A 25,818-nucleotide genomic window follows, 5' to 3' on the forward strand; every position below is an offset into this window, starting at 1 on the left:
ATGTCGGCGCCTTACTCGTCGTCTTCGAGCTGGGCCTGCACCTCGGGCGTGAGGTCGAGGTTGGTGTAGACGTTCTGCACGTCGTCCGAGTCCTCCAGGGCGTCGATGAGACGGAAGACCTTGCGCGCCAGCTCGGCGTCGGCCTCCACGTTGACCGTCGCGACGAACTCGGCGTCGGCCGAGTCGTAGTCGATGCCGGCCTCCTGCAGCGCGGTGCGCGCGCCGACCAGGTCGGTCGCCTCGGTCAGGACTTCGAAGCTCTCGCCGCGGTCGGTGACCTCCTCGGCCCCCGCGTCGAGGACGGCGGTGAGGACGGTGTCCTCGTCCACGCCGTCGGCGTGCGGGACGACGATGACGCCCTTGCGGTGGAAGTTGTACGCGACGCTGCCCGGGTCGGCCATGGTGCCGCCGTTGCGCGACATCGCGGTGCGGACCTCGGCGGCCGCGCGGTTCTTGTTGTCGGTGAGGCACTCGATCATGAGGGCGACGCCGCCCGGGCCGTAGCCCTCGTACATGATGGTCGTGTACTCGATCGACTCGCCGGTGAGGCCGGCGCCGCGCTTGATCGCGCGGTCGATGTTGTCATTGGGGACCGAGGTCTTCTTGGCCTTCTGGACCGCGTCGACCAGGGTCGGGTTGCCGGTCAGGTCGGCGCCGCCGGTCTTCGCCGCCACCTCGATGTTCTTGATCAGCTTGGCGAACGACTTGGCGCGGCGGGCATCGATGACCGCCTTCTTGTGCTTGGTCGTTGCCCACTTGGAATGCCCGGACACTGGTGCTCCCTCGAGTTGCGGTTGAACCTGTCCATAATAATGCCTCGGCCGGGAGCGGCCCGAAGGCGCGGCAGGCGGAAGGCGTGGAGGGCGCGCTACCGGGCAGCGAGCGCCCGGTGCACCGACGCGACGGCGCTCGCGCCCTCGCCGACCGCCGCCGCGATGCGCTTCATCGAGCCGTGCCGGACATCCCCCGCCGCGAACACGCCCGCCAGGCTCGTCTCGAACGGCAGCGGGCCGCGACCGCCGTCAGCGGCGAGCGCGGCTGCCGGGAGGTCCACGTCGGTCAGCAGGAAGCCGCTGCCGTCCACGGCCGCGCCGCTCAGCCACGACGCCCGCGGCTCAGCGCCCACGAAGCAGAACAGCGCCGCCGCTGCGACGCGCTCGCTGTCGCCGGTGGTGGACGAGGTCAGCGTGACGGCCTCCAGCTGCTCGCCGCCGTGCAGCGCGGTCACGTCGGAGGAGCTGTGCACCCTGATCCGCTCGTGCGACCGCACCCTGTCGACCAGGTAGCTGGACATCTTGGACGCGATGTCCGGTCCCCGGACGACGAGGGCCACTTCGCTGCCGAGCTCGGCGAGGTAGAGCGCGGCCTGGCCCGCGGAGTTCGCCCCGCCGACGACGACCGCGGGGCGGCGCGCGACGGTCCTGGCCTCCAGCTCGGTCGTCGCGAAGAAGATGCTGCCGCCCTCGAAGTCCGCCCAATTGTCGAGCGGGAGCCGACGGTAGCGCGCGCCCGTGGCGACGACGATCGCGCGCGCCCGGATGGCGTCGCCCTCCGCCAGGGTCAGCTCGTGGCCACCCTCGCGCGGTGACAGCGCTGTGACCTCCGCGGGCGCCGACAGCCGCACGCCGAACTTGAGCGCCTGCACCAGGCCCAGCTCGGTGATCTCGGCGCCGGAGACCCCGGACGGGAAGCCGAGGTAGTTCTCGATCCGGGAGCTGGCCGCGGCCTGGCCGCCGGGAGCGAGCGCGTCGAGCACGAGGGTGCGCAGGCCCTCGGAGGCGCCGTAGATGCCGGCGGCGAGCCCGGCCGGGCCGGCGCCCACGACGACCAGGTCGAACTCGTCGCCGTCGCGATACCGGTAGGCCAGGCCCACCGCCTCCGCGAGCGCGAGCGGTGTCGCGGCGGCGATCACGGCCCCGCGCGACACGACGAGCGGGAGGTCGAGGCCGGCGTGTTCTGAGGCCTCCAGCGCCTGCCGGCCCGCCTCTGTCGACACATCGGTCCAGCGGTGCGGCAGCTCCATGCGCGCGGCGTAGCGGCGGAGGGCCATGGCCGCGGCCGAGCCCTCGGTCCCGAAGATCTGCGTGGTGCGGTCGGCGGCGGCCATGAGCAGGCGCCGCCGGGCGCGGAAGGCGGCGAGCAGGGTCTCCGACAGCCCCCCGTCGTTCGACATGAGCTGCTTGAAGACCGCGTTCGGGATGCGCCGCACCCTGCTCGGCTCGACGACGCGGGCGGTGAGCAGCGACGCCTGACCGGTCAGCATGCTCAGCTCGCCGAGGAACTCCCCGGCCTGCCACTCGGCGACGACGCGCGCGGGCGAGCTCCCGGTGGCCTCCCGGACGATGTCGACGCGGCCGGACTCCATGACGAAGAAGTCGAGCTCCTCGTCGCCGGCGCGGAACAACGTGTCCCCGACGCCGAACTCCTCCGACTCGCCGAGTGCCGTCAGGCGCGCGAGCGCATCCTGCTCCAGGACAGGGTTGGCCGCGGTGCCGACCGGGACGCGGAACGGCGGCCGCTCGGCGGGAGGCGTCGGCACGCCGCGATCATAGGCGACCGCGGCGTACCCGCGCCATCCTCAGACCGCGGCGTCCACCGGGCGCGCCGCACGCGCGCGCACCTTGTCCAGGAAGTACGCGTGGAACCGCGTGTCCCCGGTGATCTCCGGGTGGAACGACGTTCCGAGGAGGTCGCCCTGTTCGACGGCCACGACCCGGCCGTCCGGCACCCGGGCGAGCACGGTCGCGCGCTCCCCCACGCTCTCCACGATGGGCGCGCGGATGAACACCGCGTGCACCGGCTCCTCGCCGAGCTGCGGGATGTCGAGGTCGGTCTCGAAGGAGTCCACCTGCGAGCCGAATGCGTTGCGGCGCACGGCGACGTCCAGGCCGCCGAGGCTCTGCTGGCCGGCGATCCCGTCCACGATCGCGTCCGCGAGCATGATGAGTCCGGCGCAGGTGCCGTACACAGGCAGCCCGGCGGCCATGGCGGCCTTCAGCGGCTCGGCCACGCCGAACGCGCGCGACAGCTTGTCCATGACGCTGGACTCGCCGCCGGGGATGACCAGGCCGTCGATCTGCTCCAGCTCCTCCGCCCGGCGGACCGGGACGGCGTCGGCGCCGAGGCCGCGCAGGACCGCGAGGTGCTCGCGGAAATCGCCCTGCAGGGCCAGGACGCCGACGCGCAGGCCGGCTCCTGTCGCGTTACCAGCCACGCTCGGCGAGGCGGTGCGGCGCGGCGAGGTCGGAGACGTTGATGCCGACCATGGCCTCGCCCAGACCGCGCGAGACCTCCGCGATGACCTTCGGGTCGTCGTAGAACGTGGTCGCCTTGACGATCGCGGCCGCGCGCTGCTCCGGGTTGCCCGACTTGAAGATGCCGGAGCCGACGAACACGCCGTCTGCGCCGAGCTGCATCATCATCGCCGCGTCGGCCGGGGTGGCCACGCCGCCCGCGGTGAACAGGACGACGGGGAGCTTGCCGGTCTCGGCGATCTCCGCGACCAGCTCGTAGGGGGCCTGGAGGTCCTTGGCCGCGACGTAGAGCTCGTCGCGCGTCATCGACTTCAGCGCGTTGATCTCCGAGGTGATCTTGCGGATGTGCTTGGTGGCCTCCGAGACGTCGCCGGTGCCGGCCTCGCCCTTCGACCGGATCATGGCCGCGCCCTCGTTGATGCGGCGCAGCGCCTCACCGAGGTTGGTGGCGCCGCACACGAACGGGACGGTGAAGCGCCACTTGTCGATGTGGTTGACGTAGTCGGCGGGCGAGAGCACCTCGGACTCGTCGATGTAGTCGACGTCGAGCGCCTCCAGCACCTGGGCCTCGACGAAGTGGCCGATGCGGGCCTTCGCCATGACCGGGATGGAGACCTCGGCGATGATCGCCTCGATGAGGTCGGGGTCGCTCATCCGGGCGACGCCGCCCTGCGCGCGGATGTCGGCGGGGACCCGCTCCAGCGCCATGACGGCGACGGCGCCGGCGTCCTCGGCGATGCGCGCCTGCTCCGGCGTGACGACGTCCATGATGACGCCGCCCTTCAGCATCTCGGCCAGGCCGCGCTTGACCCGGCTCGATCCCGTCGCGGTGCCCTGTTCTCTGTCTGTCATGATCGCCCTCTCGTGCGGAACAAAAACTGTTTTGGCCTATGCCGAAGATAGCATCCTGTCGAGGGCTGGTTAGACTCGACGCCGGGGAGCGAAATGGACGAACAGGTCATCACGGGTACGACCGCGGCGGAGATCGCCGCGAGCGTGCGCGCACTGCACGAGCGCGGCGCGCTGCGTCGCGGCGACGCCCTCCCTCCGGTGCGCGAGCTCGCCGCGCAGCTCCGGGTCAACCGCAACACGGCCGTCGCCGCCTACCGGCTGCTCGCGCAGGCGGGCGTCGTCGTCGCACGCGGCCGCGCCGGCACGGTCATCGCGGGCGTGGAGGCGGTGGCCCAGGAGGGCTACGCGGCCGACAGCGTGCTGCGCGACATCGGGACGGGCAATCCCGATCCCGGCCGCATCCCCGACCTCTCGTCCGCGCTGGCCCGCGCCACCGGGCGGCCGGTGCTCTACGGCGAGCCGGTGATCGACCCGGCCCTCGAGGCGAGGGCGCTGGCGTGGGCCAGGGAGGACCTCCCCGGCCCGGACCTCCGGATCACCGTCACGAACGGCGCGGTCGACGCGGTCGAGCGGCTGCTGGCCCAGGCCCTGCTGCGCGACGACGCTGTGGCGCTGGAGGACCCTTGCTTCCTCGCCAGCATCCACACGGTCCGGCACGGCGGCTACCGGGCGGTGCCGGTGCCGGTCGACGCCGAGGGGATGACCGTCGACGGTCTCCGGGCGGCACTGGACGCGGGCGTGCGCGCCATCATCTGCACGCCGCGCGCGCAGAACCCGACCGGCGCGACCCTCTCCCCCGCACGAGCCGCCGCGCTGCGCGCGCTGCTGGCGGACCACCCGTACGTGCTCGTCATCGAGGACGACCACTTCTCGATGCTCTCGCAGCGCCCCTACGAGACGTTGATCGGTCCCGGCCATCGCCGCTTCGCGCTGGTCCGCTCGGTGTCGAAGTTCCTCGGCCCGGACATGTGCCTCGCGATCGCGGCGACCGACGCGGAGACCGCCGACCGCCTCGCCTTCCGGCTCAGCCCCGGAACCACCTGGGTCAGCCACATCCTCCAGCGCCTCGTGCTCGCGCAGCTCACCGACGACGCCGTGCTCCGGGAGGTCGAGGACGCCGGACGGCACTACGCCGAGCGCAACGCGGCGTTCGCGGCGCTGCTGACCGCGCGGGGCCTCCCGGCCGAGGCGACCGACGGGCTGAACCTGTGGCTGGCGCTGCCGGTCGAGGCGAGGATCGTCGCCGAGCGGCTGATGCGGCGCGGCTGGCTCGCGCGCACCGGGGACGAGTTCCTGCTGGGAGCGCACCCCTCACCGTCGCACCACCTCCGGTTGACGGTGCACGACCTGACCGAGGAGGAGACGGGGCGACTGGTGGACGACGTGCTGGAGGCGGCTCGAGTCTGACGCAGGCCTGGCGGGATGAAAGGATCGAGGGATGCGCATCCTCTCGATCCAGTCCGCCGTCGCCTACGGGCACGTCGGCAACTCCGCCGCCGTGTTCCCGCTCCAGCGCATCGGCGTCGAGGTCCTCCCCGTTTACACGGTGAACTTCTCCAACCACACCGGTTACGGCGCGTGGCGCGGTCCGCTCATCGCGCCGGACGACGTGCGCGCGGTGATCACCGGGATCGAGGAGCGCGGCGTGCTCGGGAGCATCGACGCGGTGCTGTCGGGGTATCAGGGCGGCGAGGGTATCGGCGACGTGATCGTGGACGCCGTCGCCCGCGTCAAGGCGGCCAACCCGAACGCCGTGTACGCCTGCGACCCGGTGATGGGCAACGCGAAGTCCGGCTGCTTCGTCGCGCCGGCCATCCCGGAGCTGCTGCGCGACCGGGTCGTCCCGGTCGCCGACCTCATCACGCCGAACCAGTTCGAGCTCGGCTACCTCACCGGCACGGAGCCGGGCGACCTGGACTCCACCCTCGCCTCGGTCGACGCCGCCCGTGCGCTCGGCCCGCGCAGCGTGCTCGTCACCAGCGTGGAGCGTCCCGACCAGCCCGAGGACACCATCGAGATGCTCGCCGTGGACGACGCGGGAGCCTGGATCGTGCAGACGCCGCGGCTGTCGATGAAGGCGAACGGGTCGGGCGACGTCACGGCGGCGCTCTTCACGGCGCACTACGTCGCGTCCGGCGACGCGGCCTCCGCGCTCAGCAAGACCGTCTCCAGCGTGTACGACCTGCTCGCGAACACCCTCGCGTCGGGCGACCGCGAACTGCGGCTGGTCGAGTCCCAGGAGTCCTACGCGCACCCGCGCGAGCAGTTCGCCGTCACGCAGGTGCGCTGACCCCGCTCTAGTCCTCGGACTTCGGCCACGCGTCGGCGATCGCCGTGCGCACCTCCCCGAGGAGCTGCGGCAGCGCCTTGGTCTTGGCGATGATCGGGAAGAAGTTCGCGTCCTGCGCCCAGCGCGGCACGATGTGCTGGTGGAGGTGCGCGGCGATCCCCGCTCCCGCGATCTCGCCCTGGTTCATCCCGAGGTTGAAGCCGTCGTTGCGGGAGACCTCCCGGATGACGCGCATCGCGGTCTGCGTGATGCTGCCGATCTCGGCGACCTCCTCCGGCGTCGCCTCGTCGTAGTTCGCGATGTGGCGGTACGGGCAGACCAGCAGGTGGCCGCTGTTGTACGGGAACAGGTTGAGCAGCGCGTACGCGTGCGTGCCGCGCGCGACGATCAAGGCGTCCTCGTCGCTCAGGGTCGGCGCGACGCAGAACGGGCAGTCGTCCTTGCCGGGCTGCTGCCCGTGCTGGATGTAGACCATCCGGTGCGGGGTCCACAGCCGCTGGAACTCGTCCGGCACGCCGACGAGGTACGACGGGTCGTCCACGCGGATCCCCTCCGCGTGGACGTCCCCGCCGCTCCCGTCGTCGCCGGCGTCACCGGTGCCGTCGGGAGCGGCGTAGTCGTCGAGGCTCAGTCGAGCCATGCCGTGTCGACCAGCTCGTGGCTCTCGATGCTCGCGACGATCCGCTCGATCGCCTCGTCAACGGTCACGCCGTTGCGCTGCGTGCCGTCGCGGAAGCGGAAGCTGACCGTCGAGGCCGTCGCGTCCTCCTCGCCCACGATGAGCTGGAAGGGCACCTTGGCCTTGGTGTGGTTGCGGATCTTCTTCTGCATGCGGTCGTCGGAGTGGTCGACCTCGGCGCGCACGCCCCGGGCCTTCAGCCGCGACACGACGTCGTCCAGGAACGGCCCGTAGGCGTCGGCGACGGGGATGCCGACCACCTGCACCGGCGACAGCCAGACCGGGAAGGCGCCCGCGTAGTGCTCCAGGAGGATCGCGAAGAACCGCTCGATCGAGCCCAGCAGCGCGCGGTGGATCATCGCCGGCTGCTTGCGCGTGCCGTCGGCCGCGTTGTACTCCAGCTCGAACAGCTCCGGCTGGTTGAAGTCGAGCTGGACCGTGGAGAGCTGCCAGGTGCGCCCGATCGCGTCGCGCGCCTGCACCGAGATCTTCGGGCCGTAGAAGGCCGCCCCGCCCGGGTCGTCCACGAGGTCCAGCCCGGACTCGACCGCCACCTCGCGGAGGGTCTCGGTCGCGGTCTCCCAGCTCTCGTCGCTGCCGACGTACTTCTCCGGGTCCTTGGTGGAGAGCTCCAGGTAGAAGTCGGTGAGCCCGTAGCCGCGCAGGGTCTCGAGCACGAACTCGAGCTGGCTGGCGACCTCGTCCTTGATCTGGTCGTCGGTCACGTAGATGTGGGCGTCGTCCTGCGTCAGGCCGCGCACGCGGGTGAGGCCGGAGAGCGTGCCGGACTTCTCGTACCGGTAGACGGTCCCGAACTCCGCCAGCCGCAGCGGCAGCTCGCGGTAGCTGCGCCCGCGCGCCCGGAAGATGAGGTTGTGCATCGGGCAGTTCATCGGCTTGAGGTAGTAGTCCTGCCCCTGCCGGGTGATGTTGCCCTCGGCGTCGCGCTCCTCGTCCAGGTGCATGGGCGGGAACATACCGTCCTTGTACCAGTTGAGGTGCTGGCTGATCTCGTAGAGGTGCGCCTTGGTGATGTGCGGCGTGTTCACCACTTCGTAGTCGTTCGCGATCAGCCGATCGCGCATGTAGTCCTCGATCTCCTTGCGGATGATCCCGCCCCTGGGGTGGAACACCGCCAGGCCCGAGCCGATCTCGTCGGGGAAGCTGAACAGGTCGAGCTCCGCGCCGAGCTTACGGTGGTCGCGCTTGGCGGCCTCCTCCATCCGGGTCTGGTACGCGCGCAGTTCGTCCTTGCTGGGCCACGCGGTGCCGTAGATGCGCTGCAGCTGCGGGTTCTTCTCCGAGCCGCGCCAGTAGGCGGCCGCGACGCGGGTGAGCGCCCAGCCGTTGCCGAGCATCCGCGTGCTCGGGACGTGCGGGCCGCGGCAGAGGTCCTTCCAGACCGTCTCGCCGGTCTTCGGGTCGACGTTGTCGTAGATGGTCAGCTCGCCCGAGCCGACCTCCACGGACTCGTCGCCGCCCGCGGACTCGGCGCCGGAGCCCTTGAGCCCGATCAGCTCGAGCTTGTACGGCTCGCCCGCGAGCTCGGCGCGCGCCTCGTCGTCGGTGACGACCCGGCGCATGAAGCGCTGGCCCGCTCGGACGATGCGCGCCATCTCCTTGTCGAGGGCCTTGAGGTCCTCGGGGGTGAACGGCTCTGCGACGTCGAAGTCGTAGTAGAAGCCGTCGGTGATGGGCGGGCCGATGCCGAGCTTGGCATCCGGGTTGATCGCCTGCACGGCCTGGGCGAGGACGTGCGCGGTGGAGTGACGGAGGATGCTGAGGCCGTCCGGCGAGTCGATGGTGACCGGCTCGACGGTGTCGGTGGTCGTGACGGTCGTCGCGAGATCCTTCAGCTCACCGTTGACGCGCATCGCGACAACGGAACGGTCGGTGAAGAGCTCGAAGCCGTCGGCCACCTGTCCACTCCTATGAGTCGTATTCCAATGGGATGGATCAACTCTAGTCGGCGGAGTGCCCCCTCCCGTCCGGGAGGGGGCACTCGTCGATGCGGGCGGTGCGCTACTTCGTGATCGCCGCGAAGAAGGAGGCGCCGTTCGGCGTCCCCACTCCGGTGGCGGTGTCGTAGCCCTTCGTGCTGTGGAGCGTCTGGTTCGGCGTCTCCTCGGTCCGCAGGCTGTAGCTGAGTCCGCCGGCCGCGCTCTCGTTGTCGACGTAGTTGACCCGCAGCACGCTCGGCAGCGCCGAGCCGAACACGTCGGCCTGGTCGACGTCGTAGTAGGCGGAGCCTCCCGCCGCGTACGTGCCGTAGATGCGCGGGTTCAGGAACCCGAGCGGGGCGCCGGCGACCTGGTTGGCGACGGCGGCGATTCCCGCGGTGAGCGGGGCCGCGACGGAGGTGCCGCCGATGCGGTACTCGTCGTAGTAGGTGCCGTTGCTGAACGCCTGCGTCTGCCCCACGAGCAGGCCGGTGTTCGGATCGGCCAGGGCGCTGATGTCGGGGACCAGTCTCCCGGAGGCCGAGCCGACCGCCGCCGCCTGGTACGAGGGCTGCGCGAAGACCTTGCTGACGCCTCCACCGCCACCGCCGTTGAAGCCGCCGGGCAGGGGCGAGGCGAACGTGCCGTCGAGCTCGTACGGCGCGCCGGACATGTGGTCGGTCGCCGTCGGCGTCACCGCGTCGAGTCCGGTCTGCCAGCCCACCTCGAAGGAGCGCTTCCAGCCGGTCTTGTTGAGAGCGGAGGCCGGGTCGTCGATCGCACCGTAGCCGAGGCCGGCCGGCGCGCCGCCGGACGGGACGACCGAGGCCGACGAGCCGCCGACCGCCGTCACGAACGGGCTGTCCGCGTAGAAGTCGACCTGAGGCGAGCCGAAGTTGCCGACCTCGTCACCGCTGTCACCGCTGGAGACGAAAACGCCGATGCCGGTGGCCGCGGCCTGGATGAAGGTGTTGTTGAGGCTGTTGATGTAGCCCTGCGGCACGGCCTCCCCCTGGAAGCCGTAGCTGATCGAGAGGATGCTCGCCAAGTGCTTGTCGACGACGTGGTTGACCGACGCGTCGAAGTCCTGGCGCGCGTTCGCCGAGCCGACGTAAAGCAGGGCGGCGTCCGGGGCGGTGGTGTGGATGGCCTCCGCGTCCAGCGTCTCCTCGCCGTAGAAGTCGCCAGGCGTCTGCTGCGGCGTGTCAGGGAGCTTGTAGACCCCCGGTGGCACGATCTGCGTGATCTTCGGGGCCGGGAGGCCGTGCAGGCTGCTGTACTTCGTCACGTCCTGCACGAGCGTCGGGCTCGCGGTCGCGCCGACGAAGGCGACGGTCTGCCCGGCGCCCGTCGCGGCGACGGAGTCGAGGCCGTAGAGGCCGCGGACCTGCGCCGGCGTGTACCCGCACGGTGCGATCGGCTTGCTGCTGGTCCCGTACGCGGGAGCGTTCGGCATCGCGACCGTCTTCTCGCCGTACCAGAGCGAGCACGGCTGGCCGGCGCGGAAGCCCGCGGACGGTGCGCCATGGTTCTGCTTCGGGCCGTTGCCGTTCGTGTTCGTCGGGGCGATCAGGTCGGCGCCCTGGTCGAGCCCTGCGACACTCTCCACGATCCCGGCGAGGGAGGCCGGCACGGTGACGGCGGACTCCGGCGCGCGCAGCGTGGTGCCGTACGCGTCGTATTCGCCGAGGGTGACCCCGAACGCGTTCTGTGCCTGCGCGACCGTGCCCTCCGCGGAGACGTACCGGTTGTTGGACGGCGTGTCCACGATCGAGAAGCCGGCGGACCGCAGGAACTGCTGCACCGCGACCACGCTCGACTGCGCGGGGGCGAACTGCTGGCGGAACTGCTGCGGGGTCAGGTAATGCCGGTAACTCGCGGAGCCGGGTGTGGACACGGCGAGCGCCGTCGCCGCCGCCTGCGCCTGGTTCTGCCACGGCAGGTACACCCGTAAGTCGACCGTGTCGGTCGCGGGCGCCGCGGAACGGAGCGCTTTCGCATTCGCCCAGGCCGGCTGGCTGCCCGGCAGGGCGTTCCTTCCCGGCGCTGCGACGGCGGGTGACGCCGCCACCGCGGCAAAGAGAAGGGCCGCGCCGGCGGTGACAGCTGCGGCCCTGAGGGTTCTGGTTGTGTTGCGCATGGATGTCCTTTCACCGATGCGATGGATGCGCTGGTCGGCGCACGGCTATCCAACCCCTGTGAACGGGGGTAGACCAAGTAGGGTTATTCTGAGAAACCGTTCAGGAAAGGATGGCGGCGTTCGGCCGGGCAGAACCCGGACGGGTTCGCACGGTGAGGGCGGTTACGGTGGAGCGCATGACCACGATCGACATCGACGTCCCGACCGCCCTCAACAGCAGCGACCTGGACGGCATCCGCCGGCTGCTCCCCCAGCTCTCCCGCTCCTCCACATTCGACGAGGAGCGGCTCGTGGCGATGCTGGGCCACCCGGGCACCGATCTGCTGGTCGCCCGCGTGGACGGCGAGGTGGCCGGGATGGCCACCCTGGCATCCTTCCCGCTCGCGACCGGCTGGCGGGGCCATGTGGACGACGTGGTGGTGGACGACGCGTATCGCGGCCGGGGCATCGCCCGGAAGCTGCTGGAGGCGATCATCCGGCTCGCCGTGGCGCGGGGCCTCCGGACGCTGGACCTGACCTCGCGACCGAGCCGTCATGCGGCCATCTCCCTGTACGAATCGGTGGGATTCGTTCCGCGGGAGTCGACGGTGATGCGGTACGCGGGGGTGCGGGACGACAACTAGGGCTCTCGGCGCCCGGCCGCCGGCAGCACCCGCTCCAGCCGCGCGAGCAGCTCCTCCAGCGCCCCGGGAGCCTCCGACTCGTACGGCAGCACCGTCCCGCGCAGGTCGAGTACCTCTCGCCGGTCGTCGTCGATGCCGTCCCGGAACTGCTCCACCCAGGCGTGGTCGGCGTGCCCGGGATGCCGCGACCCGTCGCGGGCGCGCGACTCGAACCGGCGGACCAGTTCGTCCGGCGACGCCGTGCAGTGCACCTGGATCGCAGTGAAGCCGTACTCCGCCTCCCACGACTGGAACTTCGGGTCCTCGTAGGCAGCATTGAACGCGGCGTCCACCACGAACGGGGCGCCCGCCTGCAGCTGCCGCTCGACCACCTGGTCGAGCAGCGCGAAACCGGCGCTGCCCAGCGCCATCGACCACTCCCGGTCCCCGGAGCCGAGGGTGTCGAACAGGATCTCCTTCAGCCCGTCCTTGGAGACGACGGGGAGGCCCGAGCGGGCTGCGTAGGCTGCGGGCATGCCGATGTCCGACTACATCCTGGCGATCCGCGAGCGGATCGGGAACGACTTCCTGCTGCTGCCCGGCGTCACGGCGGTGATCCGGGACGGCGAGCGCTTCCTGCTCGCACGGGCTCCGCACTCCGCCGAGTGGAGCCTGATCGGAGGCGGCGTCGAGCCGGGCGAGCAGCCGGCCGAGGCGCTGGCCCGCGAGGTCTTCGAGGAGACCGGCGCTCGGTGCGGATCACGGGGATCGTCGGCGCCTACGGCGGCGAGCCGCTGATGGTCGACTACCCGAACGGCGACCGGGTCTGCTACGGGACCACCGCGTACGAGTGCCGCCTCACCGGAAAGGCGAACCCTGACGGCGAGGAGATCGCCGAACTGGGCTGGTACACGCACGAGGAGATCCGGGCGCTGCAGCGGCAGGCCTGGATCGACCAGGTGCTCGCAGATGCGGGCTGACCGCTCCGTCTGACAGCATGCCGGTATGACTCGATCCCTCGACGCCGCCCGTGACGGCGTCCCGCGCGCGGCTCCCTACGACGCGATCGCCGACGGCTACGCGGAGCTCAACGCGACCAGCCTGCTGAACGAGTATTACAACCGGCCGGCGCTCGTGGAGCTCGCGGGCGACGTCGCGGGCCGCCGGATCCTGGACGTCGGGTGCGGTTCGGGCCCGATCCTGGCCGACCTCCGCGACCGCGGCGCGACCGTCACCGGTGTGGACGCGAGCGCCGGGATGCTCGACCAGGCACGAGCCAGGCTCGGCGCCGGAGCCGACCTGCGCGTAGCCGACCTGGCGGAGCCGCTGCCGTTCGACGACGACACCTTCGACGACGTCATCGCGTCGCAGGTCCTCCACTACCTGAGGGACTGGGGGCCGACCCTCGCCGAGCTGCATCGCGTCCTGAAGCCGGGCGGACGCCTGATCGTCTCCGAGGAGCATCCCACCGCCCTCTTCCTCTCGGACCGGCTGTCCGGCGGCGACCGCGAGTACTTCGGCACCCACGAGCGGACCGAGGAGTGGACGCTGGGCGGCCGGACCGCCGAGCTCACCTTCTGGGACCGCCCGCTGCACGCGATGACCGACGCGTTCGCCGCCGCCGGCTTCGGGATCGCGACGATCAGCGAGCCGGCTCCGGCCCGGGACGCCTTCGACCGCTTCCCCGAGGTCGGGAGGCGCGAGAGCGGGCGCTTCCTCGCGTTCCTGCTCTTCGTGCTGGTGGCGGAGCCGCAGCGATGACGCCGAACGCTTTCGCCGTCGTCGCCCTCTTCGCATCGATCGACGTCGGGACGTCCATCGCCCGCTCGGCGTGGCCCGCCCATGTGACGCTGGTGTCGAACTTCGCCGCCGAGGCGTCCCCGGGACGAGTGATCGAGGTCGTCCGCGACGCGCTGGCGGATGGCCCGCCGGTCTCGGCCCGAATCGCCGGCCGCGCGATGTTCGGCCCCGCCGGCGACATCCCGGTCCAGCTCGTGGAGCCCGATTCCTTCCCGGGCGTGCACAAAGCGCTCGCGGAGGCCGTCGAGCGCTTGCCCGGTTTCGTCGCCGACGAGCCCGACTACTGGCACGACGGCTACCGGGCGCACATCACCCTCCGGTTCGCGCCGGACCTGCGGGAGGGCGACGCGTTGCCGGTCCGTTGCATTGCGACGGCGCGGCTCACGGAGGAGTGCGGCACGATCGTCGACGTCGTGGAGGTGGCATGAGAGTCGGCTCGATCAGAAACGTCCCTCCGCCCAGCTCGATCACGACCTCCTGGTCCGGGGACGTCCTCGCCGACCGGACGGTGTCGCCCTGCAGGGACACGATGGCCTGGCGGAAGCCCGGGTCGCCGAAGCGGTGCACGCGGGTCCCGACCGCGACTGTCGGCCATTCGGGGATGGTGACGATCGCCCGGCGCTCGCCGAGGAACACCAGCTGCGGGTCGTCCACGTCGAACGTCACGCGTTCGAAGGTGGAGCCGCGCAGCTGCTCGATGAGGCGTGCGCTGCCGGCCGACCAGGCCTGGGCGCGTGCCTCGCGGACGGCATCGCGCCGAGCGAAGCGTCGCGCGACCAGCACGCCGCCTCCGACCAGGGCCGCGCACACGAAGAAGATCGACGCGCCCAAGACTCCGTACCCCACGGTCAGAGGGTAGCGCGGCGCGCCGCCTCCAGAACGTGGTCTGCCGCGGCGCGCGCACTGACCGACTCATCGAATCGCGTCTCCGTCACGAAGTCCAGCGGCTGCCAGCCGTGATACCACCCGCTCATCTCGTCCGCGCTGAACGCCTCCGACTTCGCCCGTGTCGCGTGACGCCGGAGGGTCTCCTCCAACGGGAGGTCCCAAGCGTAGAAGTGCGAACGCGTCGCGATCGCGGCGAGCTGTGCAAGCGAGCGCTGGTAGCGTCCAGCGTTCATGATGCCCTCCACCACCACCACGAGTCCGCGGGCGAGTCCCCAGGCGGCGATCGTCCGGAGCAGTTCGATGGTGGCCGCCTCCGCCCTGTCGGCTTCGTTCAGGAGCTGCCTCCGTACGACATCCTGAGGCACCACGAGGCACTCGCCCGCGCCGAGCTCCGCCTGCACCAGGCCCGCCACGGTGGACTTCCCCGAGCCGGAGTTTCCGCGGAGGACGACGAGAACACCCGCGGGGGCCTCCAGGGCCGTCACGCCTGCGCCCCCTCCCCGGCTGCGACCGTCCCCAGCACCCGGGCCGCCACCACCTCCACGTCGTCGGCGCTCGTGTCGACCATGTCGTCCTCGATGCCCGCGGAGTCGAGGATCGCCGTCAGCTCCGCCGCGCGGGCGAGGTGCCACGCCAAGGCGTCCGGATCGTTCGCGTGCCGCGCGCGCAGCCGTCGCTCGATGACCGCAGCGTCGGCGATCAGCCGCACAAAGGTCGCGCGACCGCCGACCGCGCGCCGGAACCGCTCCGCGTCCTCCCGGGACTCGATGACCCCGGCGACGACGACACGCTGTGCGCCGGCCGCGCCGAAGTTCGCCGCAAGCGCCGCGACGTTCGCGAGCTGCAGCTCCAGGTTGAACGGGTCGCCCGCCGCGGCGGGATGGAACCGGCGGATCTCGTCGAGGTCGACTACCGCGTGCGGACGCGCCTCCCGTTCGCTGATCGCGTCGGCGACGGAGGTCTTGCCGACACCGACCGTGCCGTTCAGGAACACTGCGTGCATCCCGCGATTCTCGCAGACCGGGAGTCACGCCTCCTCACGCGCACCTCATTGCCCCGCGTCGGTCGGGCCGGAGGTACAGCACCCCCGGTCTCCCGGGGGTTTCGTTGGTGGGCGATACTGGGATCGAACCAGTGACCTCTTCCGTGTCAGGGAAGCGCGCTACCGCTGCGCCAATCGCCCAGATCCTGAATGCTCAGGTTCGAGGTGGATACGGGATTCGAACCCGTGTATACGGCTTTGCAGGCCGCTGCCTCGCCTCTCGGCCAATCCACCGAAGCCACAACACGGAAGAACCGTACCGTATTCGAGAGGCCTGGAATCCGAGGAAACCAGGCCGACTCGAGCGGATGACGAGACTCGAACTCGCGACCCTCACCTTGGCAAGGTGATGCGCTACCAACTGCGCTACATCCGCATTTCGCACCCCGGTTTCCCGCGGCACTTGAATGACTTTAGCTGATCGGCGGGCCGATGACCAAACCGGGCGCGCCGTCCGGGTGTGTCGTGCGGCGCAACGCCCGACGCACGGTGCCGATGTGCATTCCGGTGCCGCGGTCGGCTAGTATCGAGACTCGCAGCCGGAATCCCCGGCCGCGCATGCATGGGCGATTGGCGCAGTTGGTAGCGCGCTTCCTTCACACGGAAGAGGTCATCAGTTCGAGTCTGGTATCGCCCACCAGCACAATAAACGGCCCCCGGGATCACCCGGGGGCCGTTTCGCGTCGAGGGTCAGTAGCCGATCACGCCCGTGAAGTCCGGGGAGCCGTCCGGCCTGGCCGGTAGTGGAGTCCCGTTGACGTAGCGCGGCCACTCCAACCGGTATCCGCCGGCGGGCGCCACCACGTTCGGGTACGGCGACGCAGCACCGGCCGGAGCCGCGAACGCGGCAGCCGCAGTCGCCGGAGCGGCGGCCGCCGCAGGAGCCGAGGCCGGCACAAAGGCCGACCCCGCCCCAGGAGCCGCAGCCGCAGGCGCCGCCACCGCTGCAGCCCCTCGCGCACCCCGCGCCGCCTTCGGCCCGAACAGCGTGAACGTCAGCGGGATCAGGATCGTCCCGAGCGCGTCCAGGATCGCGATCGCCGCGACCAGCCGCCAATACGTCTCCGAGAACGTCACCCGGTCGAACACCAGCGGCGCCGCCAGGCCCAGCGTGAGCGCGCCGACCAGCACCAGCGTGCACACCGTCACCTTCGACATGATCGGGCCGGTGAAGCGGCGCTGGGTGTTCAGCACCAGGTGGAGGTGCAGGAGGCCGAGGCGCACCACGACCACCAGCGCGACCCAGCCCAGGAGGCCCCACGACGACGTGCCGCCCGAGTCCTCGGTGGAGGCGCCGCCGTCGAACGCGGGCGCCCAGAGCTTCACGAGGCCGTCGAGCAACAGGAAGGCCGAAAGCGCGACCGACACCGCCCCGAACCAGGGCGCGCGCCGGGCCGAGACGTCCGCGTCGTACCAGGACACCAGCGAGAACAACACCAGCAGCGCGATCGTGCCGATCAGCCGCCAGCAGGTGTCGTCCCACGTCCCGATGATCACGGCGTAGACGCCGACCAGCGCCGCGGCGATCAGGGAGGCGATCACGATCCGCGGCAGGAGCTTGCGCACCCAGGCGAAGCGGTTGGTGTCGGGAGGGAGGGCACCGGCCAGTTCCGTCATGTCTCGAACGCTAGCCAGGGCCGGGGAGTCGCAGAATCCGTGCCAGTACGGTATTCGCCGGCCGCATCCGCCGCTCCCCAGGACCCTCCGCCGCGGCTACCTTACGTTGCGTGACGCGGACGGTCGCGCGGGCGCTCTCCGTGCAGCATCCTTGCTCAATGAGTTTCGCACCGGCCCGGCCCCTGGAGCAGCTCTTCGCGTCCCGGTCGAGCATCAAGTGGCGCCGCTACCCCGCGGACGTCCTTCCGGTCTTCGTCGCCGAGATGGACTTCGACGTCGAGCCCGCGATCCTCGATCGCGTCGCCGAGACCCTGCGCAACTCGGACACCGGCTACCTCGACTCGGCCGGCCCGCTCGCGCCCGCCTTCGCGGACTTCGCGTGGAGCTCGTGGTCCTGGGGAGTCGACCCGGAGTGGGTGCACCTGGCCACCGACGTGACCGTGGGCGTCGTCGAGACGCTGCGGCTGGTGCTCCCGGAGACCGGCGGCCGCGTCGTGCTGACCCCTCCGGTCTACCCGCCGTTCTTCGAGATGATCGAGGAGGCCGACGCCGACGCGATCACCGTCCCATTGCGCGAGGACGCCGGCTGGACGCTGGACCTGGACGCCCTGGAGACCGCCTTCGCCGCCGGAGCCGACGCGATGCTGCTCTGCAACCCGCAGAACCCGACCGGACGATGTCACAGCCGGCGCAGCCTGGAGGCGCTCGCCCGCCTCGCCGCCCGGCACGGGGTGTTCGTCGTCAGCGACGAGGTGCACGCCCCGCTCGCCCACCCCGGCGCCCCGTTCACGCCGTTCGCGCCCATCGCCCGGGCCGCCGGAGCCCGTGCCGTCACGGTGACCTCCGCCAGCAAGGCCTGGAACCTCGCCGCCCTCAAATGCGCGGTCATCGTCGCCGCCGAGCCGGCCACCGCCGAGCTGCTGACCCGGCTGCCCGACGAGCTCGCGGCGCGCACCAGCATCCTCGGCCTGCACGCCAACGTCGCCGCGCTGTCCTGCCTGCGCTGGCGCGACGGGCTGCTGGAGCAGCTCGTCCGGAACCTCGGACTCCTGGAGGCCGAGCTCGCCGTGCACGCGCCGGCGGTGCGCGTGGTCCGTCCCGACGCCGGTTACCTCGCGTGGCTGGACTTCCGGGAGACCGGGCTCGGCGACGATCCCGCCCGCACGCTGATCGACACCGGCCGGGTCGCCCTGAACTCCGGGCTGGCGTTCGGCGAGCAGGGCCGCGGCTTCGCCCGCATCAACCTCGCCTGCGACCCGAGCACCGTCGTGGAGGCCGTGCGCCGCATCGCGCGCACCGTCGCCGCCACCTCCCCCGCCCTCGCGCCCCTCCCCGCCTGACCGCCCCCGCGCCACCCGCGAATCGAGGGGACGCAACACGCCGTCAAGCGCCGGCGCATGCGGCGTGTTGCGTCCCTGCGTTCAGGAGAGGTCAGCCGCGGGCGGCTGCGAGGAGAGCGCGGTCCAGGTCCGCGATGATGTCGCGCGGGCTCTCGAGGCCGATGGACAGCCGCACCAGACCGGGAGTGATCCCGGCCGCCAGGCGCTCCTCCTTGGTGAGCTTGGCGTGGATGGTGCTGCCCAGGTGGATCGCCAGCGTCCGCACGTCGCCGATGTGCGTCATCGGGCTCACCAGCCGCAGCGCGTCCAGGAACCGGCGCGCCGCCTCCCTGCCGCCCGCCAGGTCGATGGAGACGATCGAGCCGGGGCCGAGCGGCAGGTAGCGCTGCGCGAGCTCGTGATACGGGTCGTCGGCGAGGCCCGGGTAGTACACGCGCGCGACCTCCGGCCGCCCCGCCAGCCACTCCGCCACCGCCTGCGCGTTGGCGACGTGCCGGTCCATCCGGACCGAGAGCGTCTCGATGCCGTGCAGCAGCAGGAAGGTGCTCAGCGCCGGGACGGTCGGTCCGTACTCGAGCACGATCACCGCCCGCAGGTAGGCGAGGTAGGCGCCGGCGCCGCAACGGTCCACGTACGCGGCGACGCCCGGCCGCGGCGGCTCGGTGAGCTGCGGGAACCGGTCGGCGTGTGCCGCCCAGTCGAACCGGCCGGCGTCGACCACGGCGCCGCCGATGACCGAGGCGTGACCGGACAGCCACTTGGAGGTCGAGTGCACGACGATGTCGGCGCCGTTCTCGATCGGCCGCCACAGGTAGGGCGTCGGCACGGTGTTGTCCACGATCAGCGGGACGCCGGCCTCGTGCGCGATCCCGGCCAGCCGTTCGATGTCGACCACCTGGTTCAGCGGGTTCGGCAGCGTCTCGGTGTACACCGCCTTCGTGTTCGGCCGGAACCTCGCCGCCCACTCCGCGTCGCTCGCGTCGTCGTCCACGTACTCGATCGCGATCCCCTGCCGCTTGAGGATCCCGCGGAACATCTCCCGCGTGCCCTCGTACAGCGACCGGGTCGCGAGGATGTGGTCGCCGGCCTCGGCGAGCGCGTTGATCGCCGCGGCGATGGCCGCCTGCCCGCTGGAGACCACGATGCCGTCGACGCCGCCCTCCAGGTCGGCGATGCGCCGCCCGGCGACGGCGTTGGTCGGGTTGTCGTTGCGCGAGTACGCCCGGTAGCGGCTCCGGCCGGCGAAGCGGTCCTCGCCGTCGTCGAAGTCGTCGAAGACGTACCCGGCCGTCTGGTAGATCGGGGTGACGCGGGCGCGGGTCTCGGCGTCCACCACCGCTCCGGCGTGGATCTGCCGGGTGGCGAAGTCGAGAGGGCGCGAACAGTCGTCAGACATGCGGCAACTGTAGTGACGCGGGGCGCGCAGCGCGCGCTGCCGCTTCACCGTTCGTCACGGATGGCGGTCAGCTCCAGCCGTACAGCTTCCGCAGGGCGGTGCGGACGGTCGCGAACCGGCGCGCGTCGAGGGCCGCGGCCTCCCGGCGCATCCCGGTGCCGTGCACGCGGAACACCCGGTCGAGCTTGACGAAGCTCGGCCTCCCCTGCCCGTCCCAGTCCCCCGCGCCGATCGCCAGGTACTCGGGGCGCCCGGGATGGGCCTGGCTGGTCAGTGCGACGGCGATCACGCTGCCGGCCGGCTCGGCGGCGACGACGAGCACCGGGCGGTCCTTGCCGCGGCCGTCGTTCTCCTCGTACGGCACCCAGGTCCACACGATCTCCCCCGGGTCGGGCGCGCCGTCGGTCTGCGGGTTGTACGACGTGCGGAGGCCCCTCAGCCGGCGCGGATCGACCTGGACCGTGGCGTCGACGCCCCCGCGTCCCGGCTCGACCCCGGCGACGCGCACGGGGCGCGCAGGGGCGGACCGGGAGGTCCGTCGTTCAGTTCCCCGCCCCGCCGGCCGGAACAGTCGGGCGATCGCGTCGAGGAGTCTGCTCATTCGTGGCACGATAGCGGATCCGCGTGAGGCCGAGCGTGAAGCGCAGTGCGAGCGCCAGCAGCAGCGCGAGGACGAACGAGCCGATCAGCACGGAGAAGCCCGCGATCGCCTGCGCGGTGAAGAGGTCGAAGTTGCCGCTGTCCACCATCCCGCCGCCCCCGGCGAATAGGCCCAGGTAGAGGAGGCCGACCATGCTCGCGACGGTCACGATGACGATCAGCGCCATGGCGGCGCCGAACCGCGCCCTGGCGGCCAGGTCGACCATCGTGGCGCACGTCACGGCGGCGATCGCGCCGAGCAGCAGCGACCAGCCGACGGTGAGCACACCGGCGGCCGGGGTGATGGCGACCAGGCCGGAGAACGCCCCGCAGAGCGCGCTCACCGTGGTCGGGCGCCGCAGCAGCACCCGGTCGACGACCATCCAGGCCAGGCATCCCCCGGCGGAGGCGAGGAACGCGTTGATCGCGATCAGGCCCGTGTAGGCGTCCACTGCGCCCTCCGACCCGACCACGAGCCCGAGCCAGCCGACCCAGACGAGCGTGCCGCCGATGGCGATGGCCGGGAAGCTGCGCTGCTCGGGCGGCCGGTGCTCTCCCCGGCCGCACGCCAGGATGACACCGGCGGCGGCCGCGCCCGCCGCCACGCCGACCGGCAGCGCCCCGCCGAAGTCGATCACACCGAGCACCCCGGTCGCCCAGCCGTCGTCGAGCGCGAAGACCGCGTAGCCCACCGGGTACAGCACCAGCACCGACCAGAGCACCGCGAAGATCAGCCAGGCGCGCAGCGTGATCCGCGACGCGACCGCGACGCCCACGATGGCGACGGCCACGGAGGCCACCGCCAGCAGCGAGCCGGCCGCGGCGAGCTGGTAGGCGTCCGGGTGCCGCACCGCCCCGAAACCCGCGGCGAGGTCGAACGACGGCGTGCCGATCACATGCGGCAGCAGGGGGCGTCCGGCCAGCATCCCGTAGCCGCCCGCCACTCCGAGCAGGACGGTGACCGCCGTGCCGGTGAGCGCGAACAGCAGCGCGCGGGAGGTCGTGGAGCGGCCGCCGAGGCCGCCGACGAAGAACGCGAGGCCCACCGGGACGAGGAGCGTCAGCGCCCCGCAGACGAACAGCAGCAGGGTGTCGACCTGCTCGCTCGCCGCGGACATCCGGCTCCCTTCCGCCTCAATGCAAGCATTACCCTAGCGGCCGGCGGGCTGCGCCCCCGTGCCGCGCGCCCGAACGCGGAACGGGGCGCCGCCCGCAGGCGGCACCCCGTTCACGGATGCTCGATGGTGCGAGACGGTCAGACCGTCTCCAGCGAGTAGCCCTCCTCGCCGTGCACCACGGTGTCGACGCCGGCCAGCTCGTCCTCGTTCTTGATGCGGAAGCCCATCGTCCGCTGGATGACCCAGCCGATCGCGTAGGCCAGGACGAACGAGTAGATCAGGACGCTGAACGCGCCGAGCGCCTGCGCTCCCAGCTGAACCCAGCTGCCGCCGTACCAGAGGCTGGAGAACGGCTTGGTGGCGTCGCCGTCGATGTGGGTGAAGCCGAAGAAGCCGATCCACAGGGTGCCGACGAGACCGCCGATGAGGTGGATGCCGACCACGTCGAGCGAGTCGTCGAAGCCGAGCTTGTACTTCAGGTCGATCGCGACGGCGCAGACGGCGCCGGCGACCAGGCCGAGCAGGATCGCGAAGCCGGGGGTCAGGATGTTACAGGCCGGGGTGATCGCGACCAGACCGGCGACGGCTCCGGACGCGGCGCCGATCGAGGTGGGCTTGCCGTCCTTGATCTTCTCGACGATCAGCCAGCCGATGGTCGCGGCGGCCGGGGCTGCGAGGGTGTTGATCCAGGCGATCGCGGCGACACCGTCGACCGCGGCCTCCGAACCGGCGTTGAAGCCGAACCAGCCGAACCACAGCAGCGCGGCGCCGAGGAGCGTCAGCGGGACGTTGTGCGGCTTGCTCATGCCCTTCTGGAAGCCGACGCGCTTGCCGAGCACCAGGGCGAGGGCCAGACCCGCCGCACCGGCGTTGATGTGGACCGCCGTGCCGCCCGCGAAGTCGTTCACGTGCAGGAGGGAGACGATCCAGCCCTGCGACAGGTTGAACACCCAGAACGCGACCGGGAAGTAGACGATGGTCACCCAGACGCCGGCGAAGACCATCCACGCGCCGAACTTGGCACGGTCGGCGATGGCGCCGGAGATCAGGGCGACGGTGATGATGGCGAAGGTGGCCTGGAACCCGGCGAAGGCGAGGCCGCCCAGGTCGGGGGTAATGCCGTCCTTGCCCATCAGGCTGGAAAGGAACCAGTCCGGCGTGCCCAGCACATGCGGGATGAGCGGCTTTCCGAACGAGAGTCCGTAGCCGTAGACGACCCAGAGCACGCCGACGATGGCCATCGCGCCGAAGCTCATCATCATCATGGAGACGACGCTCTTCGCGCGGACCATGCCGCCGTAGAAGAAGGCGACGCCGGGGGTCATCAGCAGGACGAGGGCTGCGGCGACGAGCAACCACAGGGAGTTGACGGTCCCTGCCGTTGCGTAGTCCGCGGCTGTGTGCAACACCATGCGAGTCTCTACCTCTCTATGCGACGCCCTGGAGTGGGTTCTGGCTCATCGGAGCCGGGTCGGGCGCTTCGGGGTGGAGCCAGTCTGAAGGTGCGAGGTTTCGGCTGCGGGATGCTCGTGTTTCGCGGGTGTTACGCATTCCCGCTCTGTGTAAACAGTCTGTTTCGCGGGGGTGCGAATCCATGGGGCGAACACCGGGCGGTCGCCGGGAGCGGCGCGCTACTCGTCGTGCGGCGGCAGCTCGCCCGCGGTGAGGGCGATCATTCGGGACATCGAGCGCAGGTACTTCTTGCGGTATCCGCCGCCCAGCATCTCGTCGTCGAAGACCTCGCTGAGCGCGGTGCCGGTCTGCACGATCGGGATCTCGGCGTCGTACACGCGGTCGATGAAGGCGACCAGCCGGAGGGCGGCCATCTGGTCGTGCAGCACGTGCACGTCGGCCAGCCCGATGACGTCGACGCCGTCGAGCATCTTGATGTAGCGGGACGGGTGCACGGTGGCGAGGTGGGAGATGAGGCCGTCGAACGTGTCGTTCGTCGCCATCTCGCCACGGGCCGTGAGCGCCGCCAGCGCCCGCTCGTACTCCCCCGCGTCGACGCTGACCGCTGCGCCGGAGGTGTCGCGGCGGCGGTAGTCGAGACCGTCGATGCGCAGGGTCTGGAAGTTGGCGGACAGCGACTGGATCTCGCGCAGGAAGTCGCTCGCGGCGAACCGGCCCTCGCCGAGCGCGTTCGGCGGCGTGTTGCTGGTGGCGGCGATGCGGGTGCCGGAGGCGACCAGCTCGCCCAGCATCCGCGTCATCATCATGGTGTCGCCCGGGTCGTCGAGCTCGAACTCGTCGATGCAGATCAGGGTGGAGCCGCGCAGCAGGTCGACGGCGCCGGCATAGCCCAGCGCGCCGACCAGGGCGGTGTACTCGATGAAGGTGCCGAAGTACTTGGGTCCCGGAGCCTCGTGCCAGAGCGCCGCCAGGAGGTGGGTCTTGCCGACGCCGAAACCGCCGTCGAGGTAGACGCCGGGCTTCATGGCCTCCACTTTGCGGCGGCTGCGGCTGAACAGGCCGGCCGGGCGCTGCGGCTCCCACGACTTGGCGAACAGCTTCAGCGTGGCGACGGCCTCCGACTGCGACGGGTAGTCGTGGTCGGGACGGTACGACTCGAAGGTGGCGTGCGCGAACTGCGACGGCGGCACGAGGCTCGCCGCGATCTCGGCGCCCGTGATCGCGGGCGAGCGGTCCGCGAGGCGGGGAAGGGCTCCGGTCGTCTCGATCGTCATGTGTGGATGCGCACCTTAGTGTGAAGAAGTGTTGACGGAACGTTCGTCACCCGCTGCGCGCCGCGTAGCCTGGACTCGTGGGCCGGCGATTTCGCAGGCTCCCAGCCTAACCCGGAGGATCAGCAGCATGGCCATCGCCCCCGACCCGTCGACCGACTTCGCCGGCTACGCGCACCCCGAACGGCTGGTGAGCACCGGCTGGCTGGCCGAGCACCTCGGCGAGCCGGGCCTGGCGGTGGTCGAGTCGGACGAGGACGTCCTCCTCTACAACACCGGCCACATCCCCGGCTCGGTCAAGATCGACTGGCACACCGACCTCAACGACCCGGTGGTCCGCGACTACGTCAGCCCCGAGCGCTTCGCCGAGCTGCTCGGTGCCAAGGGCATCGCACGCGACACCACCGTGGTGATCTACGGCGACAAGAACAACTGGTGGGCGGCGTACGCGCTGTGGGTCTTCACGCTCTTCGGCCACGAGGACGTCCGCCTGCTCGACGGCGGCCGAGACAAGTGGATCGCCGAGGGCCGCGAGCTCACCCGCGAGGTGCCCTCCCCCGCGCCGGCCGAGTACCCGGTCGTGGAGCGCGACGACCACACCATCCGCGCGTTCAAGGACGACGTGCTCGCGCACTTCGGACTGGTGCAATCGGGGAGGGGGGCTCTGATCGACGTCCGCTCGCCCGAGGAGTACAGCGGCGAGCGCACCGAGATCCCGGGCTACCCCACCGAGGGCGCCCTCCGCGCCGGCCACATCCCGTCGGCGGCATCGGTGCCGTGGGCGCGTGCCGCCGCCCCCGACGCGACCTTCAAGCGTCGCGCCGACCTGGAGGCCATCTACCTCGGCGACGCCGGCCTGAAGCCGGGCGACGACGTCGTGGCGTACTGCCGCATCGGCGAGCGCTCCAGCCACACCTGGTTCGTCCTGACCCACCTGCTCGGCTTCGAGAACGTCCGCAACTACGACGGTTCCTGGACCGAGTGGGGCTCGGCCGTGCGCGTGCCGATCGTGACGGGGACGGAGCCGGGCGAGGTCCCGGCCCGCTGACCCCGTCCACTGACCCTGTACGCAGCACGCGAAGGTAGCCTTTAAGGATGACCGCCCTCACCGGCACGCTCGCCGACATCAGCGACGACTTCCAGGCGCTGGAGCAGAACGACCGCCTCCAGCTGCTGCTGGAGTTCTCCGACGAGCTGCCCGACCTCCCCGAGCGCTACCGCGACCACCCCGACCTGTTCGAGCGGGTCGAGGAGTGCCAGGCGCCGGTCTTCATCTTCGTGGAGGTGGACGAGCACGACATCGTCCACCTCTACGCCACCGCCCCCAAGGAGGCCCCGACCACCCGCGGCTTCGCCTCGATCCTGGTCCAGGGCCTCGCCGGGCTCACGGCCGACGAGGTGCTGGCGGTCCCGGACGACTTCCCGAACACGCTCGGCCTCACGCAGGCTGTGTCCCCGCTGCGCATCCGCGGGATGTCGGCGCTGCTGGGCCGCACGAAGCGGCAGGTGCGGGCGAAGGTGGCGGCGGCGTAAGGGG

General features: G+C 71.2%; 26 protein-coding genes, 4 tRNA genes and 1 pseudogene. 11 read left to right on the forward strand and 20 right to left on the reverse strand.

Annotated elements, in window-relative coordinates; all coding sequences use genetic code 11:
• Positions 1-11: 11 nt before the first annotated feature.
• From AC3A3H_RS15350 to pdxS, 4 genes are all read right to left on the reverse strand, one after another.
• Positions 12-773 (reverse strand): YebC/PmpR family DNA-binding transcriptional regulator, encoded by a 762-nt coding sequence (locus AC3A3H_RS15350; protein ID WP_487615405.1) that lies wholly within the window; start codon positions 771-773, stop codon positions 12-14.
• Between the two features lie 95 nt (positions 774-868).
• The gene (locus AC3A3H_RS15355) at positions 869-2,539 is read right to left on the reverse strand and encodes an FAD-dependent oxidoreductase (protein ID WP_487615406.1); all 1,671 of its coding nucleotides are present in this window, start codon (positions 2,537-2,539) and stop codon (positions 869-871) included.
• Between the two features lie 39 nt (positions 2,540-2,578).
• Complete coding sequence (gene pdxT, locus AC3A3H_RS15360; RefSeq protein ID WP_487615407.1) at positions 2,579-3,214, reverse strand: pyridoxal 5'-phosphate synthase glutaminase subunit PdxT; 636 nt, start codon at positions 3,212-3,214, stop codon at positions 2,579-2,581.
• Complete coding sequence (gene pdxS, locus AC3A3H_RS15365) at positions 3,204-4,106, reverse strand: pyridoxal 5'-phosphate synthase lyase subunit PdxS (RefSeq protein ID WP_487615408.1); 903 nt, start codon at positions 4,104-4,106, stop codon at positions 3,204-3,206. Before pdxS ends, pdxT begins: the two co-directional genes overlap by 11 nt.
• 93 nt (positions 4,107-4,199) lie before the next feature.
• On the opposite strand from pdxS, the gene AC3A3H_RS15370 reads away from it, so the two are divergent.
• The gene (locus AC3A3H_RS15370) at positions 4,200-5,513 is read left to right on the forward strand and encodes an aminotransferase class I/II-fold pyridoxal phosphate-dependent enzyme (protein ID WP_487615409.1); all 1,314 of its coding nucleotides are present in this window, start codon (positions 4,200-4,202) and stop codon (positions 5,511-5,513) included.
• Between the two features lie 31 nt (positions 5,514-5,544).
• Positions 5,545-6,396, forward strand: coding sequence for a pyridoxal kinase PdxY (gene pdxY / locus AC3A3H_RS15375; protein ID WP_487615410.1), 852 nt, complete (start codon positions 5,545-5,547; stop codon positions 6,394-6,396).
• Between the two features lie 7 nt (positions 6,397-6,403).
• Here pdxY and AC3A3H_RS15380 read toward each other — a convergent pair whose 3' ends face one another.
• The 3 genes from AC3A3H_RS15380 to AC3A3H_RS15390 form a co-directional block, all read right to left on the reverse strand.
• Positions 6,404-7,036, reverse strand: coding sequence for an HIT family protein (locus AC3A3H_RS15380; protein WP_487615411.1), 633 nt, complete (start codon positions 7,034-7,036; stop codon positions 6,404-6,406).
• The gene (gene thrS, locus AC3A3H_RS15385; protein ID WP_487615412.1) at positions 7,024-8,994 is read right to left on the reverse strand and encodes a threonine--tRNA ligase; all 1,971 of its coding nucleotides are present in this window, start codon (positions 8,992-8,994) and stop codon (positions 7,024-7,026) included. Before thrS ends, AC3A3H_RS15380 begins: the two co-directional genes overlap by 13 nt.
• A 103-nt stretch (positions 8,995-9,097) precedes the next feature.
• Positions 9,098-11,155 carry a S53 family peptidase gene (locus AC3A3H_RS15390; protein WP_487615413.1) on the reverse strand — a complete coding sequence of 686 codons (2,058 nt, stop codon included), beginning with the start codon at positions 11,153-11,155 and terminating at the stop codon, positions 9,098-9,100.
• A 176-nt stretch (positions 11,156-11,331) separates the two neighbouring features.
• On the opposite strand from AC3A3H_RS15390, the gene AC3A3H_RS15395 reads away from it, so the two are divergent.
• Entirely contained in the window at positions 11,332-11,778 is a 447-nt protein-coding gene (locus tag AC3A3H_RS15395) for an N-acetyltransferase family protein (RefSeq protein ID WP_487615414.1), read from the forward strand.
• Here the strand turns inward: AC3A3H_RS15395 and AC3A3H_RS15400 are convergent.
• On the reverse strand, positions 11,775-12,293 hold the full coding sequence (locus tag AC3A3H_RS15400) for a P-loop nucleotide/nucleoside kinase family protein (RefSeq protein ID WP_487615415.1): 519 nt from the start codon (positions 12,291-12,293) through the stop codon (positions 11,775-11,777). The two genes, AC3A3H_RS15395 and AC3A3H_RS15400, sit on opposite strands and share 4 nt — an antisense overlap.
• Here AC3A3H_RS15400 and AC3A3H_RS15405 point away from each other — a divergent pair.
• From AC3A3H_RS15405 to AC3A3H_RS15420, 4 genes and pseudogenes are all read left to right on the forward strand, one after another.
• A complete protein-coding gene (locus AC3A3H_RS15405; protein ID WP_487615416.1) occupies positions 12,292-12,555 on the forward strand; it encodes an NUDIX domain-containing protein in 264 nt (87 codons plus the stop codon). The two genes, AC3A3H_RS15400 and AC3A3H_RS15405, sit on opposite strands and share 2 nt — an antisense overlap.
• A complete protein-coding gene (locus tag AC3A3H_RS15410; protein ID WP_487615417.1) occupies positions 12,510-12,737 on the forward strand; it encodes an NUDIX hydrolase in 228 nt (75 codons plus the stop codon). The genes AC3A3H_RS15405 and AC3A3H_RS15410 overlap by 46 nt, the downstream gene beginning before the upstream one ends.
• Positions 12,738-12,762: 25 nt before the next feature.
• On the forward strand, positions 12,763-13,518 hold the full coding sequence (locus AC3A3H_RS15415; protein ID WP_487615418.1) for a class I SAM-dependent methyltransferase: 756 nt from the start codon (positions 12,763-12,765) through the stop codon (positions 13,516-13,518).
• A pseudogene (locus tag AC3A3H_RS15420) lies at positions 13,515-13,889 on the forward strand (2'-5' RNA ligase family protein); the annotation flags it as partial. The gene AC3A3H_RS15415 and the pseudogene AC3A3H_RS15420, both read left to right, overlap by 4 nt.
• A gap of 49 nt (positions 13,890-13,938) precedes the next feature.
• Here AC3A3H_RS15420 and AC3A3H_RS15425 read toward each other — a convergent pair.
• From AC3A3H_RS15425 to AC3A3H_RS15450, 6 genes are all read right to left on the reverse strand, one after another.
• On the reverse strand, positions 13,939-14,403 hold the full coding sequence (locus tag AC3A3H_RS15425) for a hypothetical protein (RefSeq protein WP_487615419.1): 465 nt from the start codon (positions 14,401-14,403) through the stop codon (positions 13,939-13,941).
• Positions 14,404-14,405: 2 nt separating this feature from the next.
• The gene (locus AC3A3H_RS15430; RefSeq protein ID WP_487615420.1) at positions 14,406-14,930 is read right to left on the reverse strand and encodes an AAA family ATPase; all 525 of its coding nucleotides are present in this window, start codon (positions 14,928-14,930) and stop codon (positions 14,406-14,408) included.
• Positions 14,927-15,448: an AAA family ATPase gene (locus tag AC3A3H_RS15435; protein ID WP_487615421.1), complete on the reverse strand. Its 522-nt coding sequence runs from the start codon at positions 15,446-15,448 to the stop codon at positions 14,927-14,929. The genes AC3A3H_RS15430 and AC3A3H_RS15435 overlap by 4 nt, the downstream gene beginning before the upstream one ends.
• A gap of 105 nt (positions 15,449-15,553) precedes the next feature.
• Positions 15,554-15,628: transfer RNA gene (locus AC3A3H_RS15440), tRNA-Val, on the reverse strand.
• Between the two features lie 22 nt (positions 15,629-15,650).
• Positions 15,651-15,721 (reverse strand) — tRNA-Cys (locus AC3A3H_RS15445).
• 69 nt (positions 15,722-15,790) lie between these two features.
• Positions 15,791-15,863: transfer RNA gene (locus AC3A3H_RS15450), tRNA-Gly, on the reverse strand.
• Positions 15,864-16,051: 188 nt separating this feature from the next.
• Between AC3A3H_RS15450 and AC3A3H_RS15455 the strand changes: the two genes are divergently transcribed.
• A tRNA-Val gene (locus AC3A3H_RS15455) sits at positions 16,052-16,127 on the forward strand.
• 50 nt (positions 16,128-16,177) lie between these two features.
• Here the strand turns inward: AC3A3H_RS15455 and AC3A3H_RS15460 are convergent.
• A complete protein-coding gene (locus AC3A3H_RS15460; RefSeq protein WP_487615422.1) occupies positions 16,178-17,104 on the reverse strand; it encodes a hypothetical protein in 927 nt (308 codons plus the stop codon).
• 158 nt (positions 17,105-17,262) lie between these two features.
• On the opposite strand from AC3A3H_RS15460, the gene AC3A3H_RS15465 reads away from it, so the two are divergent.
• Positions 17,263-18,444, forward strand: coding sequence for a MalY/PatB family protein (locus AC3A3H_RS15465; RefSeq protein ID WP_487615423.1), 1,182 nt, complete (start codon positions 17,263-17,265; stop codon positions 18,442-18,444).
• A gap of 91 nt (positions 18,445-18,535) precedes the next feature.
• Here the strand turns inward: AC3A3H_RS15465 and AC3A3H_RS15470 are convergent, their stop codons facing one another.
• The 5 genes from AC3A3H_RS15470 to zapE all read right to left on the reverse strand — a co-directional run bounded on the left by AC3A3H_RS15470 (position 18,536) and on the right by zapE (position 24,284).
• The gene (locus AC3A3H_RS15470) at positions 18,536-19,840 is read right to left on the reverse strand and encodes an O-acetylhomoserine aminocarboxypropyltransferase/cysteine synthase family protein (protein WP_487615424.1); all 1,305 of its coding nucleotides are present in this window, start codon (positions 19,838-19,840) and stop codon (positions 18,536-18,538) included.
• Between the two features lie 67 nt (positions 19,841-19,907).
• Complete coding sequence (locus tag AC3A3H_RS15475) at positions 19,908-20,441, reverse strand: type II toxin-antitoxin system PemK/MazF family toxin (RefSeq protein ID WP_487615425.1); 534 nt, start codon at positions 20,439-20,441, stop codon at positions 19,908-19,910.
• Entirely contained in the window at positions 20,383-21,597 is a 1,215-nt protein-coding gene (locus AC3A3H_RS15480; RefSeq protein ID WP_487615426.1) for an ammonium transporter, read from the reverse strand. The genes AC3A3H_RS15475 and AC3A3H_RS15480 overlap by 59 nt, the downstream gene beginning before the upstream one ends.
• Before the next feature lie 137 nt (positions 21,598-21,734).
• Positions 21,735-23,009, reverse strand: coding sequence for an ammonium transporter (locus AC3A3H_RS15485; RefSeq protein ID WP_487615427.1), 1,275 nt, complete (start codon positions 23,007-23,009; stop codon positions 21,735-21,737).
• Positions 23,010-23,228: 219 nt separating this feature from the next.
• Positions 23,229-24,284: a cell division protein ZapE gene (gene zapE, locus AC3A3H_RS15490; protein WP_487615428.1), complete on the reverse strand. Its 1,056-nt coding sequence runs from the start codon at positions 24,282-24,284 to the stop codon at positions 23,229-23,231.
• 127 nt (positions 24,285-24,411) lie between these two features.
• Between zapE and AC3A3H_RS15495 the strand changes: the two genes are divergently transcribed.
• Together AC3A3H_RS15495 and AC3A3H_RS15500 are read left to right on the forward strand one after the other, a co-directional pair.
• On the forward strand, positions 24,412-25,329 hold the full coding sequence (locus tag AC3A3H_RS15495; RefSeq protein WP_487615429.1) for a sulfurtransferase: 918 nt from the start codon (positions 24,412-24,414) through the stop codon (positions 25,327-25,329).
• Positions 25,330-25,376: 47 nt separating this feature from the next.
• On the forward strand, positions 25,377-25,814 hold the full coding sequence (locus AC3A3H_RS15500; RefSeq protein ID WP_487615430.1) for a SufE family protein: 438 nt from the start codon (positions 25,377-25,379) through the stop codon (positions 25,812-25,814).
• Positions 25,815-25,818: the final 4 nt, after the last annotated feature.

It is taken from the genome of Leifsonia sp. Soil_N53 (assembly GCF_057655165.1).

Bases quoted from the DNA above. Each gene is read 5' to 3' on its own strand.
- AC3A3H_RS15480 (WP_487615426.1), bottom strand. From the start codon at position 21,597: ATGTCCGCGGCGAGCGAGCAGGTCGACACCCTGCTGCTGTTCGTCTGC.
- AC3A3H_RS15475 (WP_487615425.1), bottom strand. From the start codon at position 20,441: ATGAGCAGACTCCTCGACGCGATCGCCCGACTGTTCCGGCCGGCGGGG.
- AC3A3H_RS15435 (WP_487615421.1), bottom strand. From the start codon at position 15,448: ATGCACGCAGTGTTCCTGAACGGCACGGTCGGTGTCGGCAAGACCTCC.
- AC3A3H_RS15390 (WP_487615413.1), bottom strand. From the start codon at position 11,155: ATGCGCAACACAACCAGAACCCTCAGGGCCGCAGCTGTCACCGCCGGC.
- zapE (WP_487615428.1), bottom strand. From the start codon at position 24,284: ATGACGATCGAGACGACCGGAGCCCTTCCCCGCCTCGCGGACCGCTCG.
- AC3A3H_RS15465 (WP_487615423.1), top strand. From the start codon at position 17,263: ATGAGTTTCGCACCGGCCCGGCCCCTGGAGCAGCTCTTCGCGTCCCGG.
- AC3A3H_RS15485 (WP_487615427.1), bottom strand. From the start codon at position 23,009: ATGGTGTTGCACACAGCCGCGGACTACGCAACGGCAGGGACCGTCAAC.
- AC3A3H_RS15395 (WP_487615414.1), top strand. From the start codon at position 11,332: ATGACCACGATCGACATCGACGTCCCGACCGCCCTCAACAGCAGCGAC.
- AC3A3H_RS15495 (WP_487615429.1), top strand. From the start codon at position 24,412: ATGGCCATCGCCCCCGACCCGTCGACCGACTTCGCCGGCTACGCGCAC.
- AC3A3H_RS15370 (WP_487615409.1), top strand. From the start codon at position 4,200: ATGGACGAACAGGTCATCACGGGTACGACCGCGGCGGAGATCGCCGCG.
- AC3A3H_RS15405 (WP_487615416.1), top strand. From the start codon at position 12,292: ATGCCGATGTCCGACTACATCCTGGCGATCCGCGAGCGGATCGGGAAC.
- pdxS (WP_487615408.1), bottom strand. From the start codon at position 4,106: ATGACAGACAGAGAACAGGGCACCGCGACGGGATCGAGCCGGGTCAAG.
- AC3A3H_RS15400 (WP_487615415.1), bottom strand. From the start codon at position 12,293: ATGCCCGCAGCCTACGCAGCCCGCTCGGGCCTCCCCGTCGTCTCCAAG.
- AC3A3H_RS15470 (WP_487615424.1), bottom strand. From the start codon at position 19,840: ATGTCTGACGACTGTTCGCGCCCTCTCGACTTCGCCACCCGGCAGATC.
- AC3A3H_RS15500 (WP_487615430.1), top strand. From the start codon at position 25,377: ATGACCGCCCTCACCGGCACGCTCGCCGACATCAGCGACGACTTCCAG.
- AC3A3H_RS15380 (WP_487615411.1), bottom strand. From the start codon at position 7,036: ATGGCTCGACTGAGCCTCGACGACTACGCCGCTCCCGACGGCACCGGT.
- AC3A3H_RS15460 (WP_487615422.1), bottom strand. From the start codon at position 17,104: ATGACGGAACTGGCCGGTGCCCTCCCTCCCGACACCAACCGCTTCGCC.
- pdxY (WP_487615410.1), top strand. From the start codon at position 5,545: ATGCGCATCCTCTCGATCCAGTCCGCCGTCGCCTACGGGCACGTCGGC.
- AC3A3H_RS15415 (WP_487615418.1), top strand. From the start codon at position 12,763: ATGACTCGATCCCTCGACGCCGCCCGTGACGGCGTCCCGCGCGCGGCT.